At 65.0% G+C, this 20,941-nt stretch carries 17 protein-coding genes and 1 pseudogene; 10 read left to right on the top strand and 8 right to left on the bottom strand.

Features of this window, described 5'->3' with window-relative positions; all coding sequences use genetic code 11:
* The first annotated feature begins 9 nt into the window (after positions 1-9).
* The 6 genes and pseudogenes from argB to ACSBM8_RS18125 form a co-directional block, all read left to right on the top strand.
* Positions 10-879, top strand: a complete 870-nt coding sequence (gene argB, locus ACSBM8_RS18150; RefSeq protein ID WP_442679392.1) for an acetylglutamate kinase — start codon at positions 10-12, stop codon at positions 877-879.
* A 38-nt stretch (positions 880-917) separates the two neighbouring features.
* Positions 918-1,217 carry a YggT family protein gene (locus ACSBM8_RS18145; RefSeq protein ID WP_442679391.1) on the top strand — a complete coding sequence of 100 codons (300 nt, stop codon included), beginning with the start codon at positions 918-920 and terminating at the stop codon, positions 1,215-1,217.
* Positions 1,214-2,104 (top strand): bifunctional methylenetetrahydrofolate dehydrogenase/methenyltetrahydrofolate cyclohydrolase FolD, encoded by an 891-nt coding sequence (folD, locus tag ACSBM8_RS18140; protein WP_442679390.1) that lies wholly within the window; start codon positions 1,214-1,216, stop codon positions 2,102-2,104. Before ACSBM8_RS18145 ends, folD begins: the two co-directional genes overlap by 4 nt.
* Before the next feature lie 25 nt (positions 2,105-2,129).
* Complete coding sequence (locus ACSBM8_RS18135) at positions 2,130-2,765, top strand: MarC family protein (protein WP_442679389.1); 636 nt, start codon at positions 2,130-2,132, stop codon at positions 2,763-2,765.
* 64 nt (positions 2,766-2,829) lie between these two features.
* Positions 2,830-3,954: a rhomboid family intramembrane serine protease gene (locus tag ACSBM8_RS18130; RefSeq protein ID WP_442679388.1), complete on the top strand. Its 1,125-nt coding sequence runs from the start codon at positions 2,830-2,832 to the stop codon at positions 3,952-3,954.
* A gap of 31 nt (positions 3,955-3,985) precedes the next feature.
* Positions 3,986-4,069, top strand: a pseudogene (locus tag ACSBM8_RS18125) (MarC family protein); the annotation flags it as partial.
* Between the two features lie 59 nt (positions 4,070-4,128).
* On the opposite strand, the gene ACSBM8_RS18120 reads toward ACSBM8_RS18125, so the two are convergent.
* The 3 genes from ACSBM8_RS18120 to ACSBM8_RS18110 form a co-directional block, all read right to left on the bottom strand.
* Complete coding sequence (locus ACSBM8_RS18120; RefSeq protein WP_442679387.1) at positions 4,129-7,140, bottom strand: TonB-dependent receptor; 3,012 nt, start codon at positions 7,138-7,140, stop codon at positions 4,129-4,131.
* 117 nt (positions 7,141-7,257) lie between these two features.
* Complete coding sequence (locus ACSBM8_RS18115) at positions 7,258-8,130, bottom strand: FecR family protein (RefSeq protein WP_442679386.1); 873 nt, start codon at positions 8,128-8,130, stop codon at positions 7,258-7,260.
* Positions 8,127-8,663, bottom strand: coding sequence for an RNA polymerase sigma factor (locus ACSBM8_RS18110; protein ID WP_442679385.1), 537 nt, complete (start codon positions 8,661-8,663; stop codon positions 8,127-8,129). The genes ACSBM8_RS18115 and ACSBM8_RS18110 overlap by 4 nt, the downstream gene beginning before the upstream one ends.
* A 311-nt stretch (positions 8,664-8,974) precedes the next feature.
* Here ACSBM8_RS18110 and ACSBM8_RS18105 point away from each other — a divergent pair, with 311 nt between their 5' ends.
* Positions 8,975-9,856, top strand: coding sequence for a metallophosphoesterase (locus ACSBM8_RS18105; protein ID WP_442679384.1), 882 nt, complete (start codon positions 8,975-8,977; stop codon positions 9,854-9,856).
* A gap of 132 nt (positions 9,857-9,988) precedes the next feature.
* On the opposite strand, the gene ACSBM8_RS18100 is transcribed toward ACSBM8_RS18105, so the two are convergent.
* From ACSBM8_RS18100 to ACSBM8_RS18085, 4 genes are all read right to left on the bottom strand, one after another.
* Positions 9,989-12,247: a hypothetical protein gene (locus ACSBM8_RS18100; RefSeq protein ID WP_442679383.1), complete on the bottom strand. Its 2,259-nt coding sequence runs from the start codon at positions 12,245-12,247 to the stop codon at positions 9,989-9,991.
* Positions 12,248-12,286: 39 nt separating this feature from the next.
* Positions 12,287-14,548, bottom strand: coding sequence for a hypothetical protein (locus tag ACSBM8_RS18095; RefSeq protein ID WP_442679382.1), 2,262 nt, complete (start codon positions 14,546-14,548; stop codon positions 12,287-12,289).
* The gene (locus ACSBM8_RS18090; protein ID WP_442679381.1) at positions 14,545-15,279 is read right to left on the bottom strand and encodes a hypothetical protein; all 735 of its coding nucleotides are present in this window, start codon (positions 15,277-15,279) and stop codon (positions 14,545-14,547) included. The genes ACSBM8_RS18095 and ACSBM8_RS18090 overlap by 4 nt, the downstream gene beginning before the upstream one ends.
* 117 nt (positions 15,280-15,396) lie before the next feature.
* Entirely contained in the window at positions 15,397-17,178 is a 1,782-nt protein-coding gene (locus tag ACSBM8_RS18085) for an AcrB/AcrD/AcrF family protein (RefSeq protein WP_442679380.1), read from the bottom strand.
* A 68-nt stretch (positions 17,179-17,246) separates the two neighbouring features.
* Between ACSBM8_RS18085 and ACSBM8_RS18080 the strand changes: the two genes are divergently transcribed.
* The 3 genes from ACSBM8_RS18080 to ACSBM8_RS18070 are packed head-to-tail and all read left to right on the top strand — an operon-like array spanning position 17,247 to position 19,404.
* Complete coding sequence (locus ACSBM8_RS18080) at positions 17,247-17,648, top strand: GtrA family protein (RefSeq protein ID WP_442679379.1); 402 nt, start codon at positions 17,247-17,249, stop codon at positions 17,646-17,648.
* 38 nt (positions 17,649-17,686) lie between these two features.
* Complete coding sequence (locus ACSBM8_RS18075; protein ID WP_442679378.1) at positions 17,687-18,661, top strand: glycosyltransferase family 2 protein; 975 nt, start codon at positions 17,687-17,689, stop codon at positions 18,659-18,661.
* Positions 18,661-19,404, top strand: coding sequence for a class I SAM-dependent methyltransferase (locus ACSBM8_RS18070; protein WP_442679377.1), 744 nt, complete (start codon positions 18,661-18,663; stop codon positions 19,402-19,404). The genes ACSBM8_RS18075 and ACSBM8_RS18070 overlap by 1 nt, the downstream gene beginning before the upstream one ends.
* Here ACSBM8_RS18070 and ACSBM8_RS18065 read toward each other — a convergent pair.
* Positions 19,323-20,930: a hypothetical protein gene (locus ACSBM8_RS18065; protein ID WP_442679376.1), complete on the bottom strand. Its 1,608-nt coding sequence runs from the start codon at positions 20,928-20,930 to the stop codon at positions 19,323-19,325. The genes ACSBM8_RS18070 and ACSBM8_RS18065 overlap by 82 nt on opposite strands.
* Positions 20,931-20,941 lie beyond the last annotated feature (11 nt).

Here is a 20,941-nt window from a genome sequence, read left to right as displayed (position 1 = left end):
GGCGCGCGCATGACCGATCATTCCGTCGATCCCGCTCTGCTGTTCAAGGCCGAAACGCTGGCCGAGGCGCTGCCTTATATGCAGCGTTACGCGGGCAGCACCTTCGTCGTGAAATATGGCGGCCATGCCATGGGCGATGCCGAGGCGGCCGAGGATTTCGCCGAGGATATCGTGCTGCTGAAGGCGGTCGGCATCAACCCGATCGTGGTCCATGGCGGCGGCCCGCAGATCGGCGCGGCGCTGAAGGCGCAGGGGATCGAAAGCCGGTTCGTCGATGGCCTGCGCGTGACCGACGCGGCGACGATGAAGGTCGCGGAGATGGTCCTGTCCGGCGCGATCAATAAGGAGATCGTCTCGTGGATTGCGGCCGAGGGCGGACGCGCGGTCGGCATTTCCGGCAAAGATGGCCGGCTGGTCACGGCCACCAAGGTGCAGAGCGCGCACGATCTGGGATTCGTCGGCGAACCGGACGACGTCGATACGCGCATCCTCGATACGATCAGCAAGGCCGGCATGATCCCGGTCGTCGCGCCGATCGGCGTGGGTGCCGACGGCCAGACCTATAATATCAATGCCGATACGATGGCCGGCGCGCTGGCCATCGCGACCGGCGCGGAACGCCTGTTCCTGCTGACCGACGTGCCGGGCGTGCTGGACAAGAATAAGCGGCTGCTGAGCGATCTAACCCCGGCGGACATTATCGGATTGCAGGCCGACGGCACGATTCACGGCGGCATGATCCCCAAATTGCAGACCTGCATCGACGCGGTCGAAGGCGGCGTCGATGCGGCGGTCATCCTCGATGGTCGGGTGCCGCACGCGATGCTGATCGAAATCTTCACGCGCCAGGGCGCGGGAACGCTGGTGCGGCGCGCCTGAGGGTGGCGCTGAGTGCCCCACTCGGCTAGGACAGTGGCATGCTGATACTCACGCTCATCCAGATCATATCCCTGCTGCTCACCGTTCTGATGTGGATCATCATCATTCAGGCGGTTTTGTCGTGGCTGGTGGCTTTCAACGTGGTCAACACCCACAATGATTTCGTGCGGCAGCTGCTATATGGGCTGAGTCGGATCACCGAACCGCTCTATGCGCCGATCCGGCGGATCATGCCCGATTTCGGCGCGCTCGATTTCTCGCCGCTGGTGGTTCTGCTGATCATTCAGATCCTGCTGCGCACCGTGCTTCCCGCCATCGCTATTTCCGCAACGTCGTGAGCGCGACCATCATAGACGGCAAGGCTGCCGCACAGGATCTGCGCGCGCGTATCGCCGCGTTGGTGCCGGATTTCGTGACCGCCGCCGGGCGCAAGCCGGGTCTTACGGTTGTGCTGGTGGGCGAAGATCCGGCCAGCGCGGTCTATGTCCGGTCCAAGGGCGTGGCGACCGAGGCCGCGGGGATGAAGAGCGATACGATTCGGCTGCCGGCCGAGACGACGCAGGACGAATTGCTGGATCTGGTCCGCGCGTTGAACGCCGATGACAGCGTCGACGGCATCCTCGTCCAGCTGCCGCTGCCGAAGCAGATCGACGAGAATGCGGTGATCGCCGCGATCGATCCCGACAAGGATGTGGATGGCTTCCATCCCGTCAATGCCGGGCGACTCGCGACCGGGCTGCCAGGCTTTGTGCCCTGTACGCCTTTAGGCTGCCTGATGATGCTGAAGACGCAGCTTGGCACGCTGGCGGGCAGGGAGGCGGTGGTCATCGGCCGGTCCAACATCGTCGGCAAGCCGATGGCGCAACTGCTGCTCGGCGAAAGCTGCACGGTGACGATCGCCCATTCCAAGACGCGCGATCTGCCGGCGGTGGTGCGCCGCGCCGACATCGTCGTCGCGGCGGTCGGGCGGCCGGAAATGGTGCAGGCGGATTGGATCAAGCCGGGCGCGACGGTGATCGACGTCGGCATCAATCGGATCGACGCAGGAGAGGGCAAGACCCGGCTGGTCGGGGATGTCGCGTTTGACGCGGTCTCCCAGGTGGCCGGCGCCATCACGCCCGTTCCGGGTGGCGTCGGACCGATGACGATCGCGGTCCTGCTGCGCAACGCGCTTGTCGCTGCGTATCGCAATGCCGGCGTGCCGCTCGCTCCAGACGCCATATGATGCGGGCAGACGCGGCGGTGCGGCCGTGATCTCGCTCTTCCTCTCGGCCTTCGTGACGTTCTTCGTGGTCATCGATCCGCCAGGCTGCGCGCCGATCTTCGCCAGCCTGACGCGCGGCGGCAGCACGTCCTATCGAAAGTCGATGGCGTTGCGCTCGGTCGGGCTCGCTGCGATCGTGCTGATCCTGTTCGCGCTGGTGGGCGAGCCGCTGCTCAAGACGCTGGGCATCAGCCTGGATGCGTTCCGCGTTGCGGGCGGGATCATGGTGTTCCTGATCGCGCTGGAAATGGTGTTCGAGAAGCGCACCGAACGGCGCGAGGAGCGCGCGGAGGAGATTAATCGGCATCGCGCGCAGGAGGCGCTGACGGAGCCGGACGATATCTCGGTCTTCCCCATGGCCATCCCGATGCTCGCCGGTCCCGGATCAATCGCAACGGTCATGCTGGTCACCGCGCGCAATCACGGCCTGCAATTGGCGATTGTGTTGAGCGCGCTTGCTGCCGTGTTGGTCATCAGCGCGATCGCGCTACTGGCCGCCGGCGCGATCATGCGCGTGCTGGGCGACAAATTGGAAGCGATGATCACGCGCATCCTGGGCGTCTTGCTGGCGGCGCTGGCGGCGCAATATGTGATCGACGGCCTGAAGGCGAGCTTCGCCTGATCGGGAAGGCGTGTCCCGCGGGTAAGGATTGCCAACCCCAATATCGCCACGCACAAGTCACCGGATGGAAGGCGTCGCCCAGCCGCTGGTAATCCGTTCGCGTCAGGGTGCGTGGTGGGATCTCCTGCCGATCTACAGCCTCTACCAACTCGTCTTCAATCTCACTGGCCTGGCGCTTATTCTATGGTTGTGGGGATCGTTTGCTTTCTCGCAACCGATCCTGCTCGGCGCGGTGCTGTTGGCGTGGGTGCAGCAATATCGCCTGCGTCCCGCTTTGCTGGATATTTCGCGGGCGCAGGCGGACAGGCTGGCGGCGTTGCTCGACGCGCAGGGCCGTTACGCCCGGTCCGATCATGACGGGCGGTGGCGCGCTACCGGCAAGCAAGGGTGGGAGCCCTGGCCGCATCAACATATCGAATTCCTGCCGCGTCCGGATGGGGTGACGGTAGCGGCACCGCACAACATTCTGCACCGGCTGTGGGACGATCTGGCACTGCTGGAGGAACGGGGCCTCGCCGCCGTGGCGCAGCAGCGCAAAAGCGAGGCGGATTTGGCCGCCCCGCAACTGCCCTGGACGGTGCACGGTCCCACGGCGCTGATCGGCGCGATGTGCGTGGCGGCCTGGCTGGTGCACCTGCCGGAAGGGATGAGCCGTTGGGGCGTGTCGGGGCTGGCACTGGCGCAAGGCCGCTATGCGACAATCCTGCTGCACATGTTCGCGCATGGTGGCCTGATGCATCTGTGGTTGAATATGGTTTTGCTGTCGATGTTCGGCGGCACGCTTGTCGCGCGTCTCGGGTTGGTGCCGCAGAGTTGGCTGCGCTTTCTGGCGCTGTTCTTGTGCAGCGGGGTGATGGGCGCCGCGCTGTACCTGCTCGCCCATCCAGCCGGGACGGTGCCGATGATAGGCGCATCAGGCGCGCTCTACGGCGTGATCGGGCTGGTGGTGCGCCTGCCTGCTGAGGGTGATGCCCTGCAACCGCTGCGCTCGCGACGCATGCTGCGGATCTACTGGAGCCTGATCAAGGATAACCTGTTCCTGATCGTGCTGCTTGGGGTCATGTTTCTGGGCAGCGGATCGAAGGTCGGTCTGGCCTGGGAAGCGCATCTCGGCGGCTTCCTTTTCGGGCTGCTGGTGGGGCCGTTCTTCCTGCCATCCACAGCCGAGCGCGCAGCACCTCGATCATAGTGAAGGGCGAGCATTTCGTCCACACCGCCTGATGATCACGCGTATCCTGGGCGTGCTGCTCGCCGCGCTGGCGGCGCGATATGTGATCGACGGCCTGAAGGCGAGCCTCCCCTGAGGGCCAGATCTCAGCCGCAGGCGGGGCGGCGGGATAACGGATCCCGCCGCCACCCCTCATCAGAACTCCGCCGTTATGCCGAAGGTGAACGTTCGGCCGCTGGTCGTGTAGACTTCGGTCCGGTTTTCGGTGGTGGAGGCGAATTGCCGGATCGGCTGATTGGTGAGGTTGATGCCTTCCACGACGAAGCGCAGCCGCGGGGTGATGTTGTAATGCGCCTGGAAGTCGAGGTTGCTGGTCGCCTTGATGCCGTCGCCGACATTGCCGAGCGTGTTCGCCGCCGTCAGATAGCGGGTGCGGTAGGCTTCCGACACGCGCACGCCCCAATCCTGGTCCTCATAATAGATGGTGGCGTTGGCCGCCCATTTGGACAGATTGAACAAGGGCAGGCGCACGACCGTCTGGCTGGCGCCGGGGTTATAGATCACGCGCTGGTGGCCGTCGAAATAGGTCCCGTTCACGTTGATGCCGAAATGGTCGAACGGGGCCGGCAGGAAGTTGAAATCGTGCTGGAGCGACGCTTCGATCCCCTTGATGTCGGCGCCGGGGCCGTTGACCGGGCGGCTGACGTCGAAAATCGTGTTGCCGTCCTCGCCCTGGATCAGCAGCGATAGCGGCAGACCCGTCTGGCTGTAGGGGATTTGCGTCGTGGACGACGTGACGAAGCTGTCCATATGTTTGTAGAAGAAGGCCAGTGACGCGAAGCCGTGGCGATCCATATAATATTCCACCGAGCCCTCGACCGACGTCGCCTTATAGGGCTTGAGGAACGGGTTGCCGAAGGTCGCGCTGCCGCCGTTGGGGCGTGTGGTGAGCGTCCCGGCCGCGGCGAGATCGCCCAGGCCCGGACGGTTGACGTTGCGGTTGGCGCTGAGGCGCACCACCATATTCTTCGCCACATCCAGCGCCACATTGGCGGCGGGCAGCCAGCCATGACTGTTGGTCTTGATCGAGACTGGCTGGAGCGTGGTAACTCCGCCGACGACCGCGCTGAGATGGCCCGATGAGGTGAGATCGGTCGAATAATACCGCACGCCGACATTCGCGCGGAGCCGCATATCGCCGAGATAGGTGTCCAGATCATATTGCGCGTAGCCGCTCCACGTCTCCTCATCGACGCGGTAATCGGTGCCTGCAGTGAGGTTCTTGGCGGTAAGATCGCGCGGGTCGCCGATCAGCGTATAGATGCCGTCGATATTGCCGACGATATAGGAGATGATCGAGTTTCGGCCGATCACCTCTTTGAGGTCATTGGGAATCGGCACGTTGGCCGGGACGTTGTGGAAGACCTTGTTGTTGTACGTATACGCACTGTTGATGAAGTGTTTGTACTGGCCACCGACCTTGAAGGTGGACGTGTCGCTTGCGGCATAAGCCGCTTCCAGCTTGCCGTTGCTATATTTGCTGGTGATCGAATTTTCCTGCGTGTCGAGCCGCTGGAGCGACCAGATGTTCGGATCGGTCAGGTCGGCGCCATAGGTGTTGACCGGCCGGGTCGGGCGGGTGTCGAAGCTGAAGGCCATATTCTTGGCCTCCATGAAGACCTTGTCGAACACGGGCTGACGGAAATCGGATTGCTCATAGCCGCCCAAGGCCGTGAATTTCAGCCGGTCGGTCGCCTGCCAGCTTGCATTGGCCACGCCCTGATAGAAATTGGTGTGGTTCTGGACGACATGATGTTCGGAGCGCTGATCGATGCCGGTATAGCTGGCCGCGCGGAGCGTCGTGCCGTCGATCACCGCGGACTGGATGATCTGGGTGCCCGTAACCGTGCTTCCCGTCAGCGCATTGGTGCCGGCGCTTGCGATCGCATAATCGTCGCGATGGTCCCACAGCCGGCCATAGAGGAGATCGACATCGATCTTGAACCGATCGCCGGGGTGATATTGCAACGAGGAGGTGACGCCGAAGCGCTTGCGATCGGTATACCAGGTCGATGGCGATTGGGCGGTCGGCGCGAAGATCGTTCCCGACTGCAGCAAAGCGCGGGTCGCGGGATCGATGTTCGGCCCGATATTGGCGGCGCCGTAGGTGACCTTGCTCCAGCCCCAGTTGCGGTAGCCATATTCGTTGCTTTTGATCTCGCTATAGGCAGCAGAGATCAGCGCGCCGAAATCGCCCCAGCGGCCGGAGGCGAGCGCTACGGTGCGCGGGGTCACGCCGCTGGTATTGTCGTTATATTGGCCCTTGGCGGAGACCACGAACTTCGAGCCCGCATAGTCGAACGGCTTGGCGGTGAAGAGCTGGACGGTGCCGGCAATGCCGCCTTCATCCTGCTCGGCGGCATAGGATTTCTGAACCGACACACGGTTGAATAATTCCGACGCGAACAGGCTGAAATCGAACGCGCGCGAACGGCTCGCGCCGCCGCGATTGTCCATGCCGGACGCGGTGTTGCCGAGCACTTCCATGCCGTTCAGTTGGGTACGGGTGAAATCGGGACCGAGGCCGCGCAAGGTGATCTGGCGGCCTTCGCCGCTGTCGCGCGTGATCGTCACGCCAGGTACGCGCTGCAGCGATTCCGCGAGGTTGAGATCGGGGAAGGCGGCGATGTCCTGGGCGAGGATGTCGTCCTCCGATCCCACCGCGCGCCGCTTGAAATCCTCCGCGAGACGCAGGCTGGCGCGATAGCCGGTCACGACGACCTCCTGTGCGTCCGGCGCACCGGCGGCCGGATCGATCCCCAACGACGCGGTCGCGATCGGTGCCGCGGCCTCAACGGGCGCGCGGCGCCGCGTAGGGCCCGCTTTGAGCACCACCACCCCGCCGGTCACCGAAGGCTTGAGACCGGTGCCGCGCAGCATCAATGCGAGCGCCTGACGCGCGCTATGCCGGCCGCTCACGCCGGCCGTACGCTTGCCGACGGCCGCTGCGGGCGGCACCACCACCTGCACGCCGGTGGCGCGCGAAAAGTCCGACAGGCCTGTCCGCAAATCGCCAGGCGCGATCGCGAAATCGGTCTGGCTATCGAATGCCGCCACCGCCTGGGCGCTGGCCGGTACAGCCGCAACACCGGCCGCGATCGCCACGCTCAGGCTCAACAAGGATGATCCGAACACTTGCTTCATCATGCCCTCCACACGGCCGCGATGGCGGCCCCCATGCGGAAGACGGGGCAATGGCGGGATCCGGACAAAAGAATTTTGTTCTATTTTCCAGTCACTTTTAAGACGATTTCATGACACGGCTCAGGATGGGACGAGGCGCAATTGCGGGCCGTCGCGCTTGACCGAGAAACCGTAAGCGGCGCCGATCGCATCCAGCAATCGGGCCGGATCGTCGAGCCGGAAGCGGCCGGAAACGGGCATTGCCGCCAGTGCCGCCGGCGGTGCGGCCACCAGCGGACCACCCTGCCGATTGAGCGCTTCGATCAGATCGTCGAGCCGCATCGCGTCGGTGTCGAGCCAGCCCTGCCGCCAGTCCTGCTGGGCGACATCGAAACGGCGCGGTGCGGCGGCCGCGAAACCGTCAAATTGCGAGCGCCAGCCCGCCTTGACGACGACCCCCTCGTGCGGGGCGCTGCCGCGCCCGAATCGAACCGCGCCGCGATAGACGGCGAGCGCCACCTGCCCGCGCCGTAAGTCCACATCGAACGCCGTGCCGAGCACGCGCGCGCCGGACGCGCCGGCATGAACGGTGAAGGGCCGGGCGGCATCGTGCGCGACGTCGAAATAGGCTTCGCCGGAATCGAGCCGGATATCCCGCCGGTCCGCGGCGAACGTCACGGCGATGCGGGTAGCGCCGTTGAGGCGGAGGTGCGATCCGTCGGCCAGCCGCACCGCGCGTTGCTCGCCGCGTTGCGTCGCATAATAAGCGACAGTCGGCGGCGATGCGGGCGGCGGCAATATGTGCCAGGCCGCCACGCTTATGATTGCGACGAGCGTGGCGGCGGTTGCCGATGCAAGCGTGCGCCGGCGATTTGTGCGCAGCCTGCGCACGTCCTGATCCGACAGGCGGCCGGATGCGGCGCAGGCGGCCAACGCTTCGGTTAACGCCGGATCGTCGAGGAACGGATCGCGGCGGTCGAGCGCCGAACCGGCCTCGCGGGAAACGGGCTTCATGCGCCGTCTCCCAGGCCAAGAGCGCGGCGACCCAGCGCCTGGCGAAGATCGGCCAGCGCCCGCACGACATGCTTCTCGACCGCGCTCAGCCCTAGCCCGAGATCGGCGGCGATCTGCGCGGACGGCTGCCCGTCGAGCCGGCGACGCAGGAAGACTTCGCGGCGTAGCGGCGGCATCCCCCGCAAGGCGCGCGTCAGCAGATCGACACGCTCGCGATAGGCAAGGATCTCGTCGGCGCGCGGCGCGGGACAGGCAATATCGTCCGGCAATTCGGCCGCGACCGGCCGCACGCGCAGGTAGCGGAGATGATCGTGGATCAGGTTGCGCGCGATCGCGAAGCAGAAGGCGCCGACGTCAGCGACGGTGCGCGTGCGCCGGTAATCGTAAAGGCGCAGGTAGGTTTCCTGCACCAAATCCTCGCTATCGCCGCGGTCGCGCAGCCGGCCCTCAACGAAGCGATGCAAGGCGCGGCGCAAATCCGCATCTTCGTCGGCCAGCCGCCGACGATCCGTGATCGATATGAGTTCGGTCATCGCGACGACGCTATGATCGGCGCCGCCGCCTGTAGCAGCGTTCCGTTGCCAGCCACCCGTCGCTCCCTGAGTCGCTATTTTTGCTTGAACTAGGGAGGCTAGATGAAGGTCCTGTGACAGTGAGTGTGTGGATGTCGGGACGACGAGGAAGCCGTCATCGCGAGGCGCGGTACGCACCGCGGCGATCCAGTTCCGCGCTCGGGACTGGATTGCTTCGCTCCGCTCGCAATGACGGTGACATCTAAATAGAACAGTCGCTACCTAGCGCGCTGTGGGCCCCAGGAGCGGCACCGGTAAAGCTGAGAAACCACATGCGGCGCCTGATCCTATCGCTTTTGCTTGCCTTTTCCGGCCTTGGCGCCGCGCCTGCCGTCGCCGAGCGCCCGCAATTCACCATCGGTGCGGTCGCGGATTGCCAGTTTGCGGAAGAGCCCGACGCGCCGCCGCGGCTCTATCACACCGCGCCGGGCAAGCTGCGCGACGCGGTGGCGAACTTCAACCGCCATAAGCTCGCCTTCGCGGTCCATCTCGGCGACTTCATCGACAAGGATATGGCGAGCTACGACGTGCTGCTGCCGATCGCCGCCACTGCGCGCGCGCCGTGGCGGTTCGTGCTCGGCAATCACGATTTCGCGGTCGCGGATGCGCAGAAGGCCATGGTGCCGGCCAAGCTTGGCATGCCGGCGCGCTATCACAGCTTCGTGCAGCATGGTTGGATGTTCATCGTCACCGACGGCAATGGACTAAGCTCCTATGCCTGGCCGGCGGGCAGTGCCGAGCTGGCCCACAGCATGGCGCTGCACAGGACGCTCTATCCGGCCAAGCCGCTGTGGGACGGCGGCATCGACGAAGCGCAATTACGCTGGCTCGACGCGCAGTTGGCCGAGGCCGACCGGCGCGGGCTCAAGGCGATCCTGTTCAGCCATTTCCCGCTATGGCCTGAAAACCCCCATAATCTGTGGAATGCGGGCGACGTGATCGCCATGCTGGAACGCCATCCGAGCGCCAAGATCTGGCTCGACGGGCATAATCACGAAGGTAATTACGGCCTGCGCGACGGCATTCATTATGTGAATCTGAAGGCGATGCTCGATACCGAGCAGACGGCCTATGCCTATCTCCATTTCTACCAAGATCGGGTCGAGCTGGAGGGCGTTGGCCGCCAGGCGAGCTTAACGCTCAAGTTGCGATAAGGGTGATGCCCTGCAACCGCTTCGCTCGCGACGCATGCTGCGGATCTGCTGGAGCCTGATCAAGGATTATCTGTTCCTGATCGTGCTGCTGGTGGGGGCATTCCTCCCATCCGCTGCCGAGCGCGACGCACCTCAATCATAGTAAAAGGGCGAGCGTTTCGTCCACACCGACCGCGGATGGACCGTGTGCAGCAGGCGGAACGCCTTGTAGCCGACACGATCATGCGCGTTGCCCCAATGCGTGATGCGGATCAGCCAATACAGCGCCTCAGGCGATCGCGGGTCACGCGGATGGGCGCGGGCATAGCGGAGCAGATCGGCCCAGGCAGAGATGCTTCCGGCGGGCAGCTGCCCCTTGGTCTGATCGGTGTAGAAGATCAGCCGACGACGCTCGGTCCGGGCGCGGGGCTGCCCGGCGGCCGCGAAGCGGGGCAGATGCAGGGGGAAACCCGCGGGCCCGCAGAAGCTGCCGCACACGAGATCGGGATGCGCGGCGTCTGCCCCCGCATAATCCCACAGATTATATGCCGCCAGATCGGGAGGATCGATCGGGATGGCGGCCGGACGCGGCAGGATCATCCAGTCCCACCACCGGCCTTGCCATTCCCGCACCGTCCCCTCGGGCCGGCTATAGCCCGCGAAATCGGGCGCCATTCCCGGTATTTTGGCGAGCACGAAGAATTCGGCAAAGCGCTTGGCCGGGCCGGGTGGGGTGCGGCGGATCGTCAGCCAGTCTTGCCGGATTGCGGGGAGCAGACTTGCAAGCTCTGCCGCCAGCTGATCGATAGCGGGATTGTCCTGCAACTGGACGGCGCGACCGAAATTGGTCAGCGTCAGGTCCAGCCGAAAGGCGTGTGGCAAGGTGCCACCGGCCATCATGCGGTCGTGCAGGGGCAAGCGGTCGAGGATGGCCTTGATCTCGGGGCCCAGCGCGATCGGGTCTCCGCCCGGTTCGCTTCGTGCGAGCGTATCGTCGTAGAGCGAATCCGTACTTCGTGGGCAATCGCGCGGACTTTCCGAGCAAAAGACCCGCCGTACGGCAAAGCGCATCATGTCGGGGAGGCTGGTCGCAAGCTGCGTGCGCATCCCGAGGAACAGATTCCGGTCCGAACTTGAAAGGTCCGATGCGAGCAGCGCGTCGACACGCGCCCGCAGCGCCGCCGGATCGCTGCTAGCGAAGGTCAGCCGGATTTGATGATAGTGCGCTGTCGTCCATGCCGGGCTGTCTCTGGGCACAGTCGCGGCCGCCGCAACGAGCGTGGCCGCCTGGCGATCCTCTGCCCTCGCCAAGGTCAAGGCCAGGACGAGCCAGTGCGGCTTGTGCGTCACCGTCCAACGCTCGGTCGCATGCGCAAGCGCGGCCTCCCGCTCATTGGCCTGCAGCGTCGTCAGCCAGTTGGCAAGGTCGGGACGATCGGTGATGCGCGCGGACAGATTGACATAGTCGCGCAGGCCCTTGGCAAGATCCGCCACTGGCACCTTGGCGTTCAGTTCCTCGTCCAGTTTTCGGAAGAGAAGGGCGGGACGGTAACGATAAGCCAGCGCCCGCACCATGCCGCGGACTTCGCCATGGCCATAGGCATCGGCGCGTGCGCGCAGCGGGGCGATGGCGGCTTGTGCGGCCGCATAAGCCTGGGGCGAGCGCTCCTTCAGCGCCGCACGATAAAGGGTACGCGCGCTCAGATAGAGGCCGCGCGGCGCCCAGGGGGAGCTTGTGTCGCGCGCGATGGCCTGGAAGCGAGCCAAAGCGTCCTGGGTCTGGCCTTTGTACAGGGCAAAGGCGGCCTCCTGATAGGCGCGGTCGGCCTTCAACCAGGAGGGCGCATTGGCAAGAGGCGCAGGCAGGATCGCCTTGGGGTCGCTGCAAGCGGCAAACACCGCATTTTGCGTTGCCAGCCACGCCCGCACGGCAGGATTGCCACTGCCGTAGCGTGCGACCCTATCCTTCAATGTGGTGGCCGCGCTGCTGAACGCATCGGGAAAGCAATTCGGGATCTGGGTATAATCGGGCCCGGGCAGTTCGGTCGCGATCCATGTGTTGGAGGCGTCGGCCCCGGGGACGAGGCGAACCGCCTGATTCCAGGCGACCATGCCTTCCCACGGGCTGTTCGGGTCGCTGACGTCGCAGCAGGGCGCGTTGAGCGCGGCCCCGGTGGCGAGACCCACGTCCAGCCCGTTCATCAGGCGCCACTGCAGATAGAGCAGACCGTTTGACGCGGTGGGCAGGAACACTCCCATCTTGCCGCGATAGAGGCGGGCGCGCTCCTCCGGGCTGCCGCCATGACGGTCGATGAAGCTAAAGGGACCGGGATCCGCACCCGACGCCCGGGCGGGCGGGGTGGCGAGGACCAACAGCACAAGCGCTACGAGCAAGGTCGCGATACGCATCATTGCTGCCCTCTCCCCCATGCCGCTTCTGCGTCCCACCGCTCAATCAAAATATAAGGGTGAGCGCTTCGTCCAGATCGAGCGCGGGTGCACGGTGTGGAGCAAGCGGAACGCCTTATAGCCAATGCGGTCATGGGCGGTACGCCAGCGCGTGATGCGGATCAGCCAGTAACAGGCTTCGGGTGATCGTGGGTCACGCGGATGCGCGCGCGCATATTCTAGCAGGCTGGCCCAGGCGGAGACGCTGCCCGGCGGCAGCTTCGCCTTGTTGTCGTCATTGTAAAACAGCAGGCGGCTACGCTCGACGCGGGCGCGCGGTTGGGCCTCGATGGCGAATTGCGGCAGGTGCAGGGGAAAGCCGCTGGCACCGCAATAGGCGCCGCAGACCAGATCCGGATGCGCCTGATCGGCGCTTTGCCTGGATTCCCACAGATTGTAGCGGGAGGCATCTGGAGGGTCGATGCGGGCACGGGCCGGGCGCGGCAGGATCATCCAATCCCACCAATCGCCCTGCCATTGCCGGGGCGTCCCTTCCGGTCGCGTATAGCCGGCAAAGTCCGGGGACATGCCCGGGATCTTGGCGAGAACGAAAAATTCCGCGAAGCGCTTTGCCGGGCCCGGCGGGGTATGACGGATCGTGAGCCAATCCTGCCGGATTGCGGGCAGCAAAACGGCAAGCTCGGCAGCAAGCTGATCGATCGCCGCATCGTCCTGCAACTGGACCGCACGGCCGAAATTGGTGAGTGCGAGATCCAGTCGAAATTCGCGTGGCAGACCGGCCCCCACCGTCATCCGGCTATGCAGCGGCAAGCGATCGAGGATCGCCTTGGCGTCTGGCGCCAGCGCAACCGGATCGCTACCAGGCCTGCGCGCCGCGAGGGACGGATCGTGGTTGAACCGCGTGTTGGGCGGACATTTGTCACCATAATCGGGGCAGAACACCCGGCGGACGGCGAAGCGCATCAGGTCCGGAAGGCTCGTCGCCAATTGCGCCCTGATGCCCTCGAACAAATTGCGGTCCGTACTGGAGAGTTCCGATACCAGGATCGTGTCAACACGCGCGCGTAGCGCCGCGGGGTCGCCGTGCGCGATGGTCAGTCGGAGCTGATGATATTGCGCGGTTTTCCACGCCGCGCTGCTGCGCGGTACCTGCAGTGCCGCTGCCGCGAGGGTGGCAGCCTGCGGATCGTCCGGCCGCGCGAGCGTCAGCGCCAGCACGAGCCAATGCTGCTTGCGGGTCGCGGCCCAGCGTTCGCTGGCATGCGCAAGCGCCGGCGCGCGTTGCGGGTTGCGGAGCGTCGCCAGCCAGTCCGCCAGATCAGGCCGGGTCGGCAGCCGCTCGGACAGATTGACATAGTCGCGTACGCCCCGCGCCAGATCCGGTACCGGAACCTTCGCATTGAGTTCCTGGTCGAGCTTGCCGAACAGGAGGGCGGGGCGATAGCGAAAGGCAAGCGCGCGCAGCATGATCCGCACCTCCCCATAGCCATAAGCCCCCGGGCGGGCCTGAAGCGGGGCGATCGCCGCGCGTGCCGCCTTATAGGCGTCGGGCGAGCGATGGAGCAGGGCGGCATGGTACATCACCCGCGCGCTGAGATAGAGGCCGCGCGACGCCCAGGGGGATGTCGGATCAGCGGCGATCGCGCGGAAGCGCCGAAACGCCTCCTCGATACGGACTTGGTAGAGCGCAAACGCCGCTTCCTGATAGGCGCGGTCGGCGCGCAACCATTGCGGCGCGTTGGCGAGCGGGGCCGGCAAAGTGGCCTTGGGATCGCTGCACGCTGCGAAAACGGCATTCTGCGTCGCCAGCCAGGCGCGCACGGCGGCGCTCTGCCGCCCATAGCGCGCGGCGCGCTCTTTCAGCGTCGCGGCGGCGCTATGAAAGGCGTCGCCGAAGCAATTTTGCACCTCTCCATATTCGGTTCCGGGCCGATCCGTGGCGATCCATGTTTCGGACGGCTGGACCCTTGTTACACTGCGTACCGCGCCAATCCAGTCTTCGATGGCGTCGTCGGAATCTGGCCAACCGCCGCTGACGCAGCAGCGTCGGTTCAGCGTGTCTCCGATGGCGGGGGTGATGTCGAGGCCGTTCATCAGGCGCCATTGCAGATAAAGGCGCCCGTCGGATCCGGTGGGCAGAAAGACGCCCATATTGCCCCGATAGAGGCGGTCGCGGTCCTGTGCTTCGCCGCCGCGATTGTGGATGAAGCTGTAAGGAAGGGGATCGGGGCCGGATGCCGTTGCGGGCGCGTATGGCACGCCGCATAAAATCACTGCCGTCAGCAAGACTGCCAGACGCATCATCGCCACGCCTCCACCGCATGCCGCACCTGGCCGAACGATTGCGCCGTCCAGCTGCGCGGACTGAAGAGATAGACGCGCCGTCCGCGCGGCGCCCGCGGAACGGGAGAATCGCTGGAGACCGAGAGCGCGGCGCGACAGCGAGGATTGCGAAAATCACCCCCGTCCGCCAGCGTCTTGATGATGGCGGGGCCGTCGTCCTGCATGCGGAACAGCATCGGCACGATCTCATCGACCGGCGCCGCGTTCAGCCAATCTTCGTACATGCACCAGGAGGTGAGCGCAGTCATCGAGAGCGTGGTCGATGCCGGAAGTGCGCGGCGCAGGTCGGTAAGGGTATCAAGCAAAGCCTGCCGCTCCGACCGGCGGACCTCGAAATCCAGCTGGACGCGATGGGTCGGGTGCACGGTCGCATAGTGGCGGACGGCTGCGGCGAGTTGACGGCGCAAGGCCGGGTTCCATCGGAACGCCTTCCCGTGATCGATCTGAACATGAACCAAAGCGGTCGCGGGCGGCTGCGCGCTCTTCAGCGGGAAGTAGCGGCCGCGAGCATGGACGGCGTCTCCGGCTATGACGATGAAGCCGGTCTGGATCGCGATCTCTGTATCGGGTGCGAAGCGGAGATCCTCGGGCCGCTCCCACGCCCACAGGATCAGGTGCGACGGTGGCGCGGCCGCCCGTTTATGGCACCCTGCGACGATCAGGAACGAGAAGAGAAGAAAGGCGACGCGCACGATACAGCTTATCGCGCTTTCGCGTTGCGGCCAGGCGATAATGCGGCGGTTGCCCAAAGGCGTACCGGGACATCGGCCAGTTGGGCAACGGACCCCGGCTCAAGCCGGGGAATCGCCTTAGTTCAATCGACGCCACAGACGATAGGGCGACGTATCGGGCAGGGGCACGGGGGCCAGCCACCCGGGGACCTGGCCCTTTACGAGCTGGACATAAAAGCCCTTGGGCGCCTCGCTGCCATAGACGGTCGATTCCGACAGACCGGGGCAGATCAGCAGCAAGCTGGCGCCATGCCGGCGCATGACGTCGTGCGCGACTTCGGGATCGGTGGCGCGGAAGCTGTGCTGGATGTCGAGGATGTCGCCGCCGTTGCGGTGATAGGGGCCGGCGATGGCGCTGTGATGCGTGGTCGCGATCAGGCGCGGACCGAGATCGATGAAGGTCAGGATCGTCGCGGGCGGTAGCGCGCCGATCGGACGCAGCGCCGGCAACGTGGGGCAGCGCCGGTTCGCCGTATCGACGCGCTTGCGATAGGCGGCACGGTGCTGGGGAATATTCTGCACGATAATGCTGGCGAAGGATCCTGAAACGAACAGGAATATGACCGCCGATCCGAAAATCCGGACGAGCAGGTTGCGATGCGCCAGCGTCCAGCGCAGCATCGCCCAGCCGAGCGCGGTGGCGCCGATTGTACCGAGCATCTGCGAGCCTGGCCCGGCGCGGGTCTGCCAGAAGAGCAGCAAGGCCGAGAAGAGCGACAACAGGGCGACGAGCGCCCAGGGGATGGCCTTGTCGGTGCCGCGCACGCGCCAAAAGGCCCAGGCCGAGCCGACGACGCCGATCACCGACAGCGATAGCGTCGGGAAGGCGATGCGCCAGCCATGTTGGTAAAGCGGCTTGGCTTCCTTGATGTGGCTGAACCACAATTTGTAGAGTTCGGGCGACAGGTTTTCCGGCCGGCCGAGGCATTGCGGAAAGGCAAGCGCAAAGCCGCCGCAGATCGCCGCACCACCCACCAACGCCGCCACGATCCGCAGCCAGCGTTGGGGAAAGGGCAGGGAGCCGAATGCGACCGCGAGGCCGCCCGTCACCAACAGGGTCGACAGATAGACCGGCGTCAGCGCGTCGCACAGCAGCTGGCGGTTGTCGTAGGAGGCGAACAGCGCATAGCCCAGCGCCGCGCCGGCGGCGAGACTGAGGCCATAGCCGCGCAGCCGGTCCGCCTGATCCTGCTCGATCACCCACCACAGCACGATCAATGCGCCGGCGACCGCCAGATATGGCAGCAATTCCAGCCCGATCGTCAGCGAAAATGCGGTGGCGAGCCCGGCGGTGACCCCACCGCGCAGCTTCCGCCGATCAGCCATGCCGGCGACGGTCACGATCAGGCTGGCGAGCTGCCAGCCATGATGATCGATCCGTAGCGGCATCCACATCAGCATGCTGGTGTTCGCACAGACCAGGATGGCGCCCGCCAACAAGAACGCCCACCGGTCGACCAGTCGCCGCGCCGTCAACATCATGCCGTATAAGGCGGCGCCGAAGGCCAGCATCGGCGCCATCGCGCAGGCCCAGCGCGCGGCATCCTGCCAGCCGAGAAGGGGGCGCAGGATCAGCATCAATCCGGCGATCGGCAGGTCGACCAGGCGTGACCAATGGACCGAAATGCCGTTGGGCGGATCGATCCGGTGCTGGCGCAAATCGTACCAGGCCTGGCCGTCGAGCAGCGCGCGCACCTGCGCGAAACGCAGATTGTCGTCCGTGTCGCTGAGCGCGAACCAGTGGATCGCGTTCCATTTGTAGTAGAGCATATAGACAGCCGTCGCTGCCCAGAAGAGCAGGAACCAGCGGCGCCAATGCGCGGGCTTGTCGAAGCCCCGAACCCAATTTTCGCCGATCACCACACTTCCCTCGCCGCTGGCGGCGCTCTACGAGCCCGGGGAGAAAGAGCAAAGGACTGTATTCGGGAATGACCGCGGTGGCGCAACAGCGGCGCGAGATGTTTTGGCAGATCGTGCGCTATGGCGTGAACGGGGGCATCGTGACCGCGCTCTATTCCGCGGTGCTGGTCGTGCTCGACAGCTGGAGCCACTTGCCGCTGCAGATCTGCAATATCGCAGGCTATCTGGCAGCCGTGACGTTGGGCTATGTGCTGCACAGCCGGGTCACGTTCCGCAATCATGGCAAACGCGATCGTGCGAGCAAGATACGCTTTGTCCTCGCGTCGATCCCCAGCCTTGCGCTCAATGCTTTTTGGGCCTGGCTACTTACCGAAGCGCTGAAATTGCCGCATTGGACGCTGTATGTGCCGATCTGGTTCGTCACGCCTGCTCTTTTGTTCGTCCTCAATCGTTGGTGGGTCTTCCGGTGAAACTTGCCTCTGCCCCCGCAAGCGCGCCACAAGAGAGGATGGATCCGCAGCCAATCCCGCTCATCTCCGTGATCGTACCGGTCAAGGATGAAGAAGACGCGGTCCAGCCATTCGTGACGCGGGTCGGCAATGTGCTGGAAGCGCTGCGCGATCCACAGGGCCTGCCCGTGCTGTGGGAGATGCTGTTCGTCGATGACGGCAGCTCCGATGCGACGCTGGCCGCGATCATGGCCGCCAATCGCACCGATCCGCGCGTGGTGGGCATCTCGCTCTCGCGCAATTTCGGCAAGGAAGCGGCCTTGTCGGCCGGCCTCGATCATGTGCGCGGCCAGACGGTCGTCCCGATCGACGTCGACCTGCAGGACCCGCCCGAGGTGATCGGGGCGATGCTGGACGAATGGCGGCTGGGGCATGAAGTCGTCTTCGGCGTGCGGCGCAACCGCATGACCGACAGCCTGCCGAAACGCCTGACCGCCGATCTCTATTACCGCGCGCACAATTGGCTGAGCGAGGACAAGATACCCGAACATGCAGGCGACTTCCGCCTGCTCGATCGCAAGGTTGTCGACGTCATCCGGGCGATGCCGGAACGCAACCGCTTCATGAAAGGGCTGTTCGCCTGGGGCGGTTTCCGCCAGGCGGCGGTCGAATATGACCGGGCCGAACGTGCGGTGGGCCGGACCAAATTCAATTATCTGAAATTGTGGAAGCTGGCGATCGACGGCCTGACCTCGGCCTCCACCGCGCCGTTGCGCGTCTGGTCCTATATCGGCTTCGTGGTGGCGGCGGTCGCGCTGCTCTATGCCTTCCTGCTGATCGGGCGGGTCATCCTCTATGGCGTCGACGTTCCGGGCTATGCCTCGATGATGGTCGCCGTCCTGTTCCTCGGCGGGGTGCAATTGCTCTCGCTGGGTATCCTCGGCGAATATGTCGGGCGCATCCTGGTGGAGACCAAGCGGCGGCCGATCTACGTCGTGCGCGAACGGATCGGCGCGGCGAGCGACCAGAGCTGATGGAACGTCATGTTTACGACCGCATGGCTGAGATTGATCGTCACCATTGGTGGTTCGTCGGCCGACGCAGGATTCTGACCGCCCTGATCGAGCGCTTTCGACCGAAAGCCGGCCCGATGCGGATCCTGGAGGTTGGTTGCGGCACCGGATCGAATATCGCGATGCTGCAGCAGTTCGGCTCGGTCGATGCGATCGAACCCGATGACCATGCCCGCGCCTTTGCCGCGCAGCGCACCGGGCTCGTCATCAAGGGCGGCTATCTGCCCGACGTTCCGCTGGAAGACGGCGCCTACGATCTGATCGTGCTGCTGGACGTGCTGGAGCATATTCCCGACGATGTCGGCGCGCTGACGGCGCTGCGCACCAAGCTGGCACCGGGCGGACGGGTGCTGCTCGCGGTGCCCGCGATACCGGCGCTGTGGAGCGGGCATGACGTCGCGCATCATCATCAGCGCCGCTACACCGCCAAAAGCCTGGATGCGGCAGTGCGCGCCGCCGGCTTTCGGCGATTGCATCGCGCGGCGTTCAACAGCCTGTTGCTGCCCGCGATCGTCGGTATTCGGATGGTCAATCGTCTGCTCGGCCGCACCGGCGGCGATGACGATCGCGTGCCCGCCAAGCCGCTCAACCGGCTGCTGACAGCGTTATTCGGAGCCGAGCGTCATGCCGCGGTGCGCGGGCTGTTGCCGGTCGGCGTGTCGTTGGCCTTGGTGGCGGAGCCCGATCCGGGCAGCACGCGGTAGAGGATGCCCGAACGGCCGCCGGTCCAGATCGGCTCCAGGCCCGGGAAGCTGTTCCAGCGCGACCGGGGGATGTCAATCAGCCAGACATAATCGAAGGCGTCGTGGGGCAGGTAGTTGATACCTTCCGGATAGGGTTTGGTGCGCCGATCGCGGCAGCGGTGCGGGCGCAAAATCTCCGTCGGATCCTCCGCATAGCCTTTGGCAGGGCTATATTTGATCCGCACCAATTGAGCGCCAGGATCGGTCCATTGACCGTTGGCAAAGGCCTCGCGCCGGACGATCGCCATCGCGCCGAGATGATCCATGCGGCTCGTCTCCCAGCGCCCGATACATTGCAGCCAGACCTGCACGAACACCCGGCTGCCGGGCTTCACATGATTCAGCGCTGACAGCTGCCGCCGGTTTGCCGCCTCATGCCACGCGAAATTCTCGGTCAGGATCGCGATGCGGGCGACGAAGAGAATAGCTGCGGCACCAGCGACGATAGCCGCCCAGCGCCGGTTCTGCGACCGCATCGCGATCGCCACGACCGCAATCGCCAGCACATAGGGCGCCAGCCGCATGTCGGCATAGGCCGACCCGAGCAGGATGCGCGGCAACAGCACATAGGCGATGATCAGCATCAGCGCGGCGATGCCGAGCGTGCGGTTCATGCGCACCCACACGCCCGCCAGTCCCAGCGCGATCAGCGCCCACAGCAGATAGACGTTGGCGATATCCAGCGACATCACGCTGTTGCGCAGGCTGGAGATCAGATAGACATATTTGGCCCGCCAATAGAACCAGTCGACATTCTGCCCGCTGGCATCGCCGCTGCGCCATATGATCAGCAGCAGCAGGGGCGGCGCCAGCGACAGGCAGGCCAGGCCGCCATGCCACAGGCTGGGGATGAGCGTGCGGCCGGCGTCGCGTTCGCGTACCACCTCGGCCCCGAAGGCGAGCAGGCAGAGCACGGCCCAGCCGAAAATGTGCGCGGTCGTCAGGATCAGGCCGATCGGCACGAACAGCGCATGGCGCAGACGAAACCTTTGCGCGCGGCCAAGCCGGAGCCACAGCGCATAGGCATTCAACGCCAGCGCCATCGACAACAGGAAATTCAGGAAGCCCCAGATCAAGGGGAAGCCATACGCAAGCGGCAGCGCGAACAAGGCCGGCGGGGGCACGCGCCCATGCGCTTCGCGCGCGATCCACAGCATGCCGGTGATCGTCAGCATCACAATGCCGATCACGATCAGTTTGACGCCCAGCTCCAGCCCGAACAGCGCCGCCATCGGCACGATCAGCAGGTCCACGCCAAGGTTGGCGATGAAGGCCCAATGGAATTCGAAATAGTCCTGCCGCAGCGGGGACGCCGGGTCCGACAGCTGAATGCGATACCGGCCCATATGTTCGGGCAGATCGGTCAGCGGCGGGACCGTTGGATACAGCAGCGGAATTGCCGATATCAGCACCAGGGCCGCAAGGAACCACCAGCTGTTCCACCAACCGGCAGGCGTCTCGTTCTCGGGAAGCGCTGAGCGGAACATGCACTCCCCTT

The organism is Sphingomonas sp. ASY06-1R (assembly GCF_052180265.1).
Lineage (GTDB): Bacteria > Pseudomonadota > Alphaproteobacteria > Sphingomonadales > Sphingomonadaceae > Sphingomonas_I.
The sequence above is the reverse complement of the archived record's forward strand: the minus strand, read 5'-3'. Positions and strand labels throughout refer to the sequence as shown.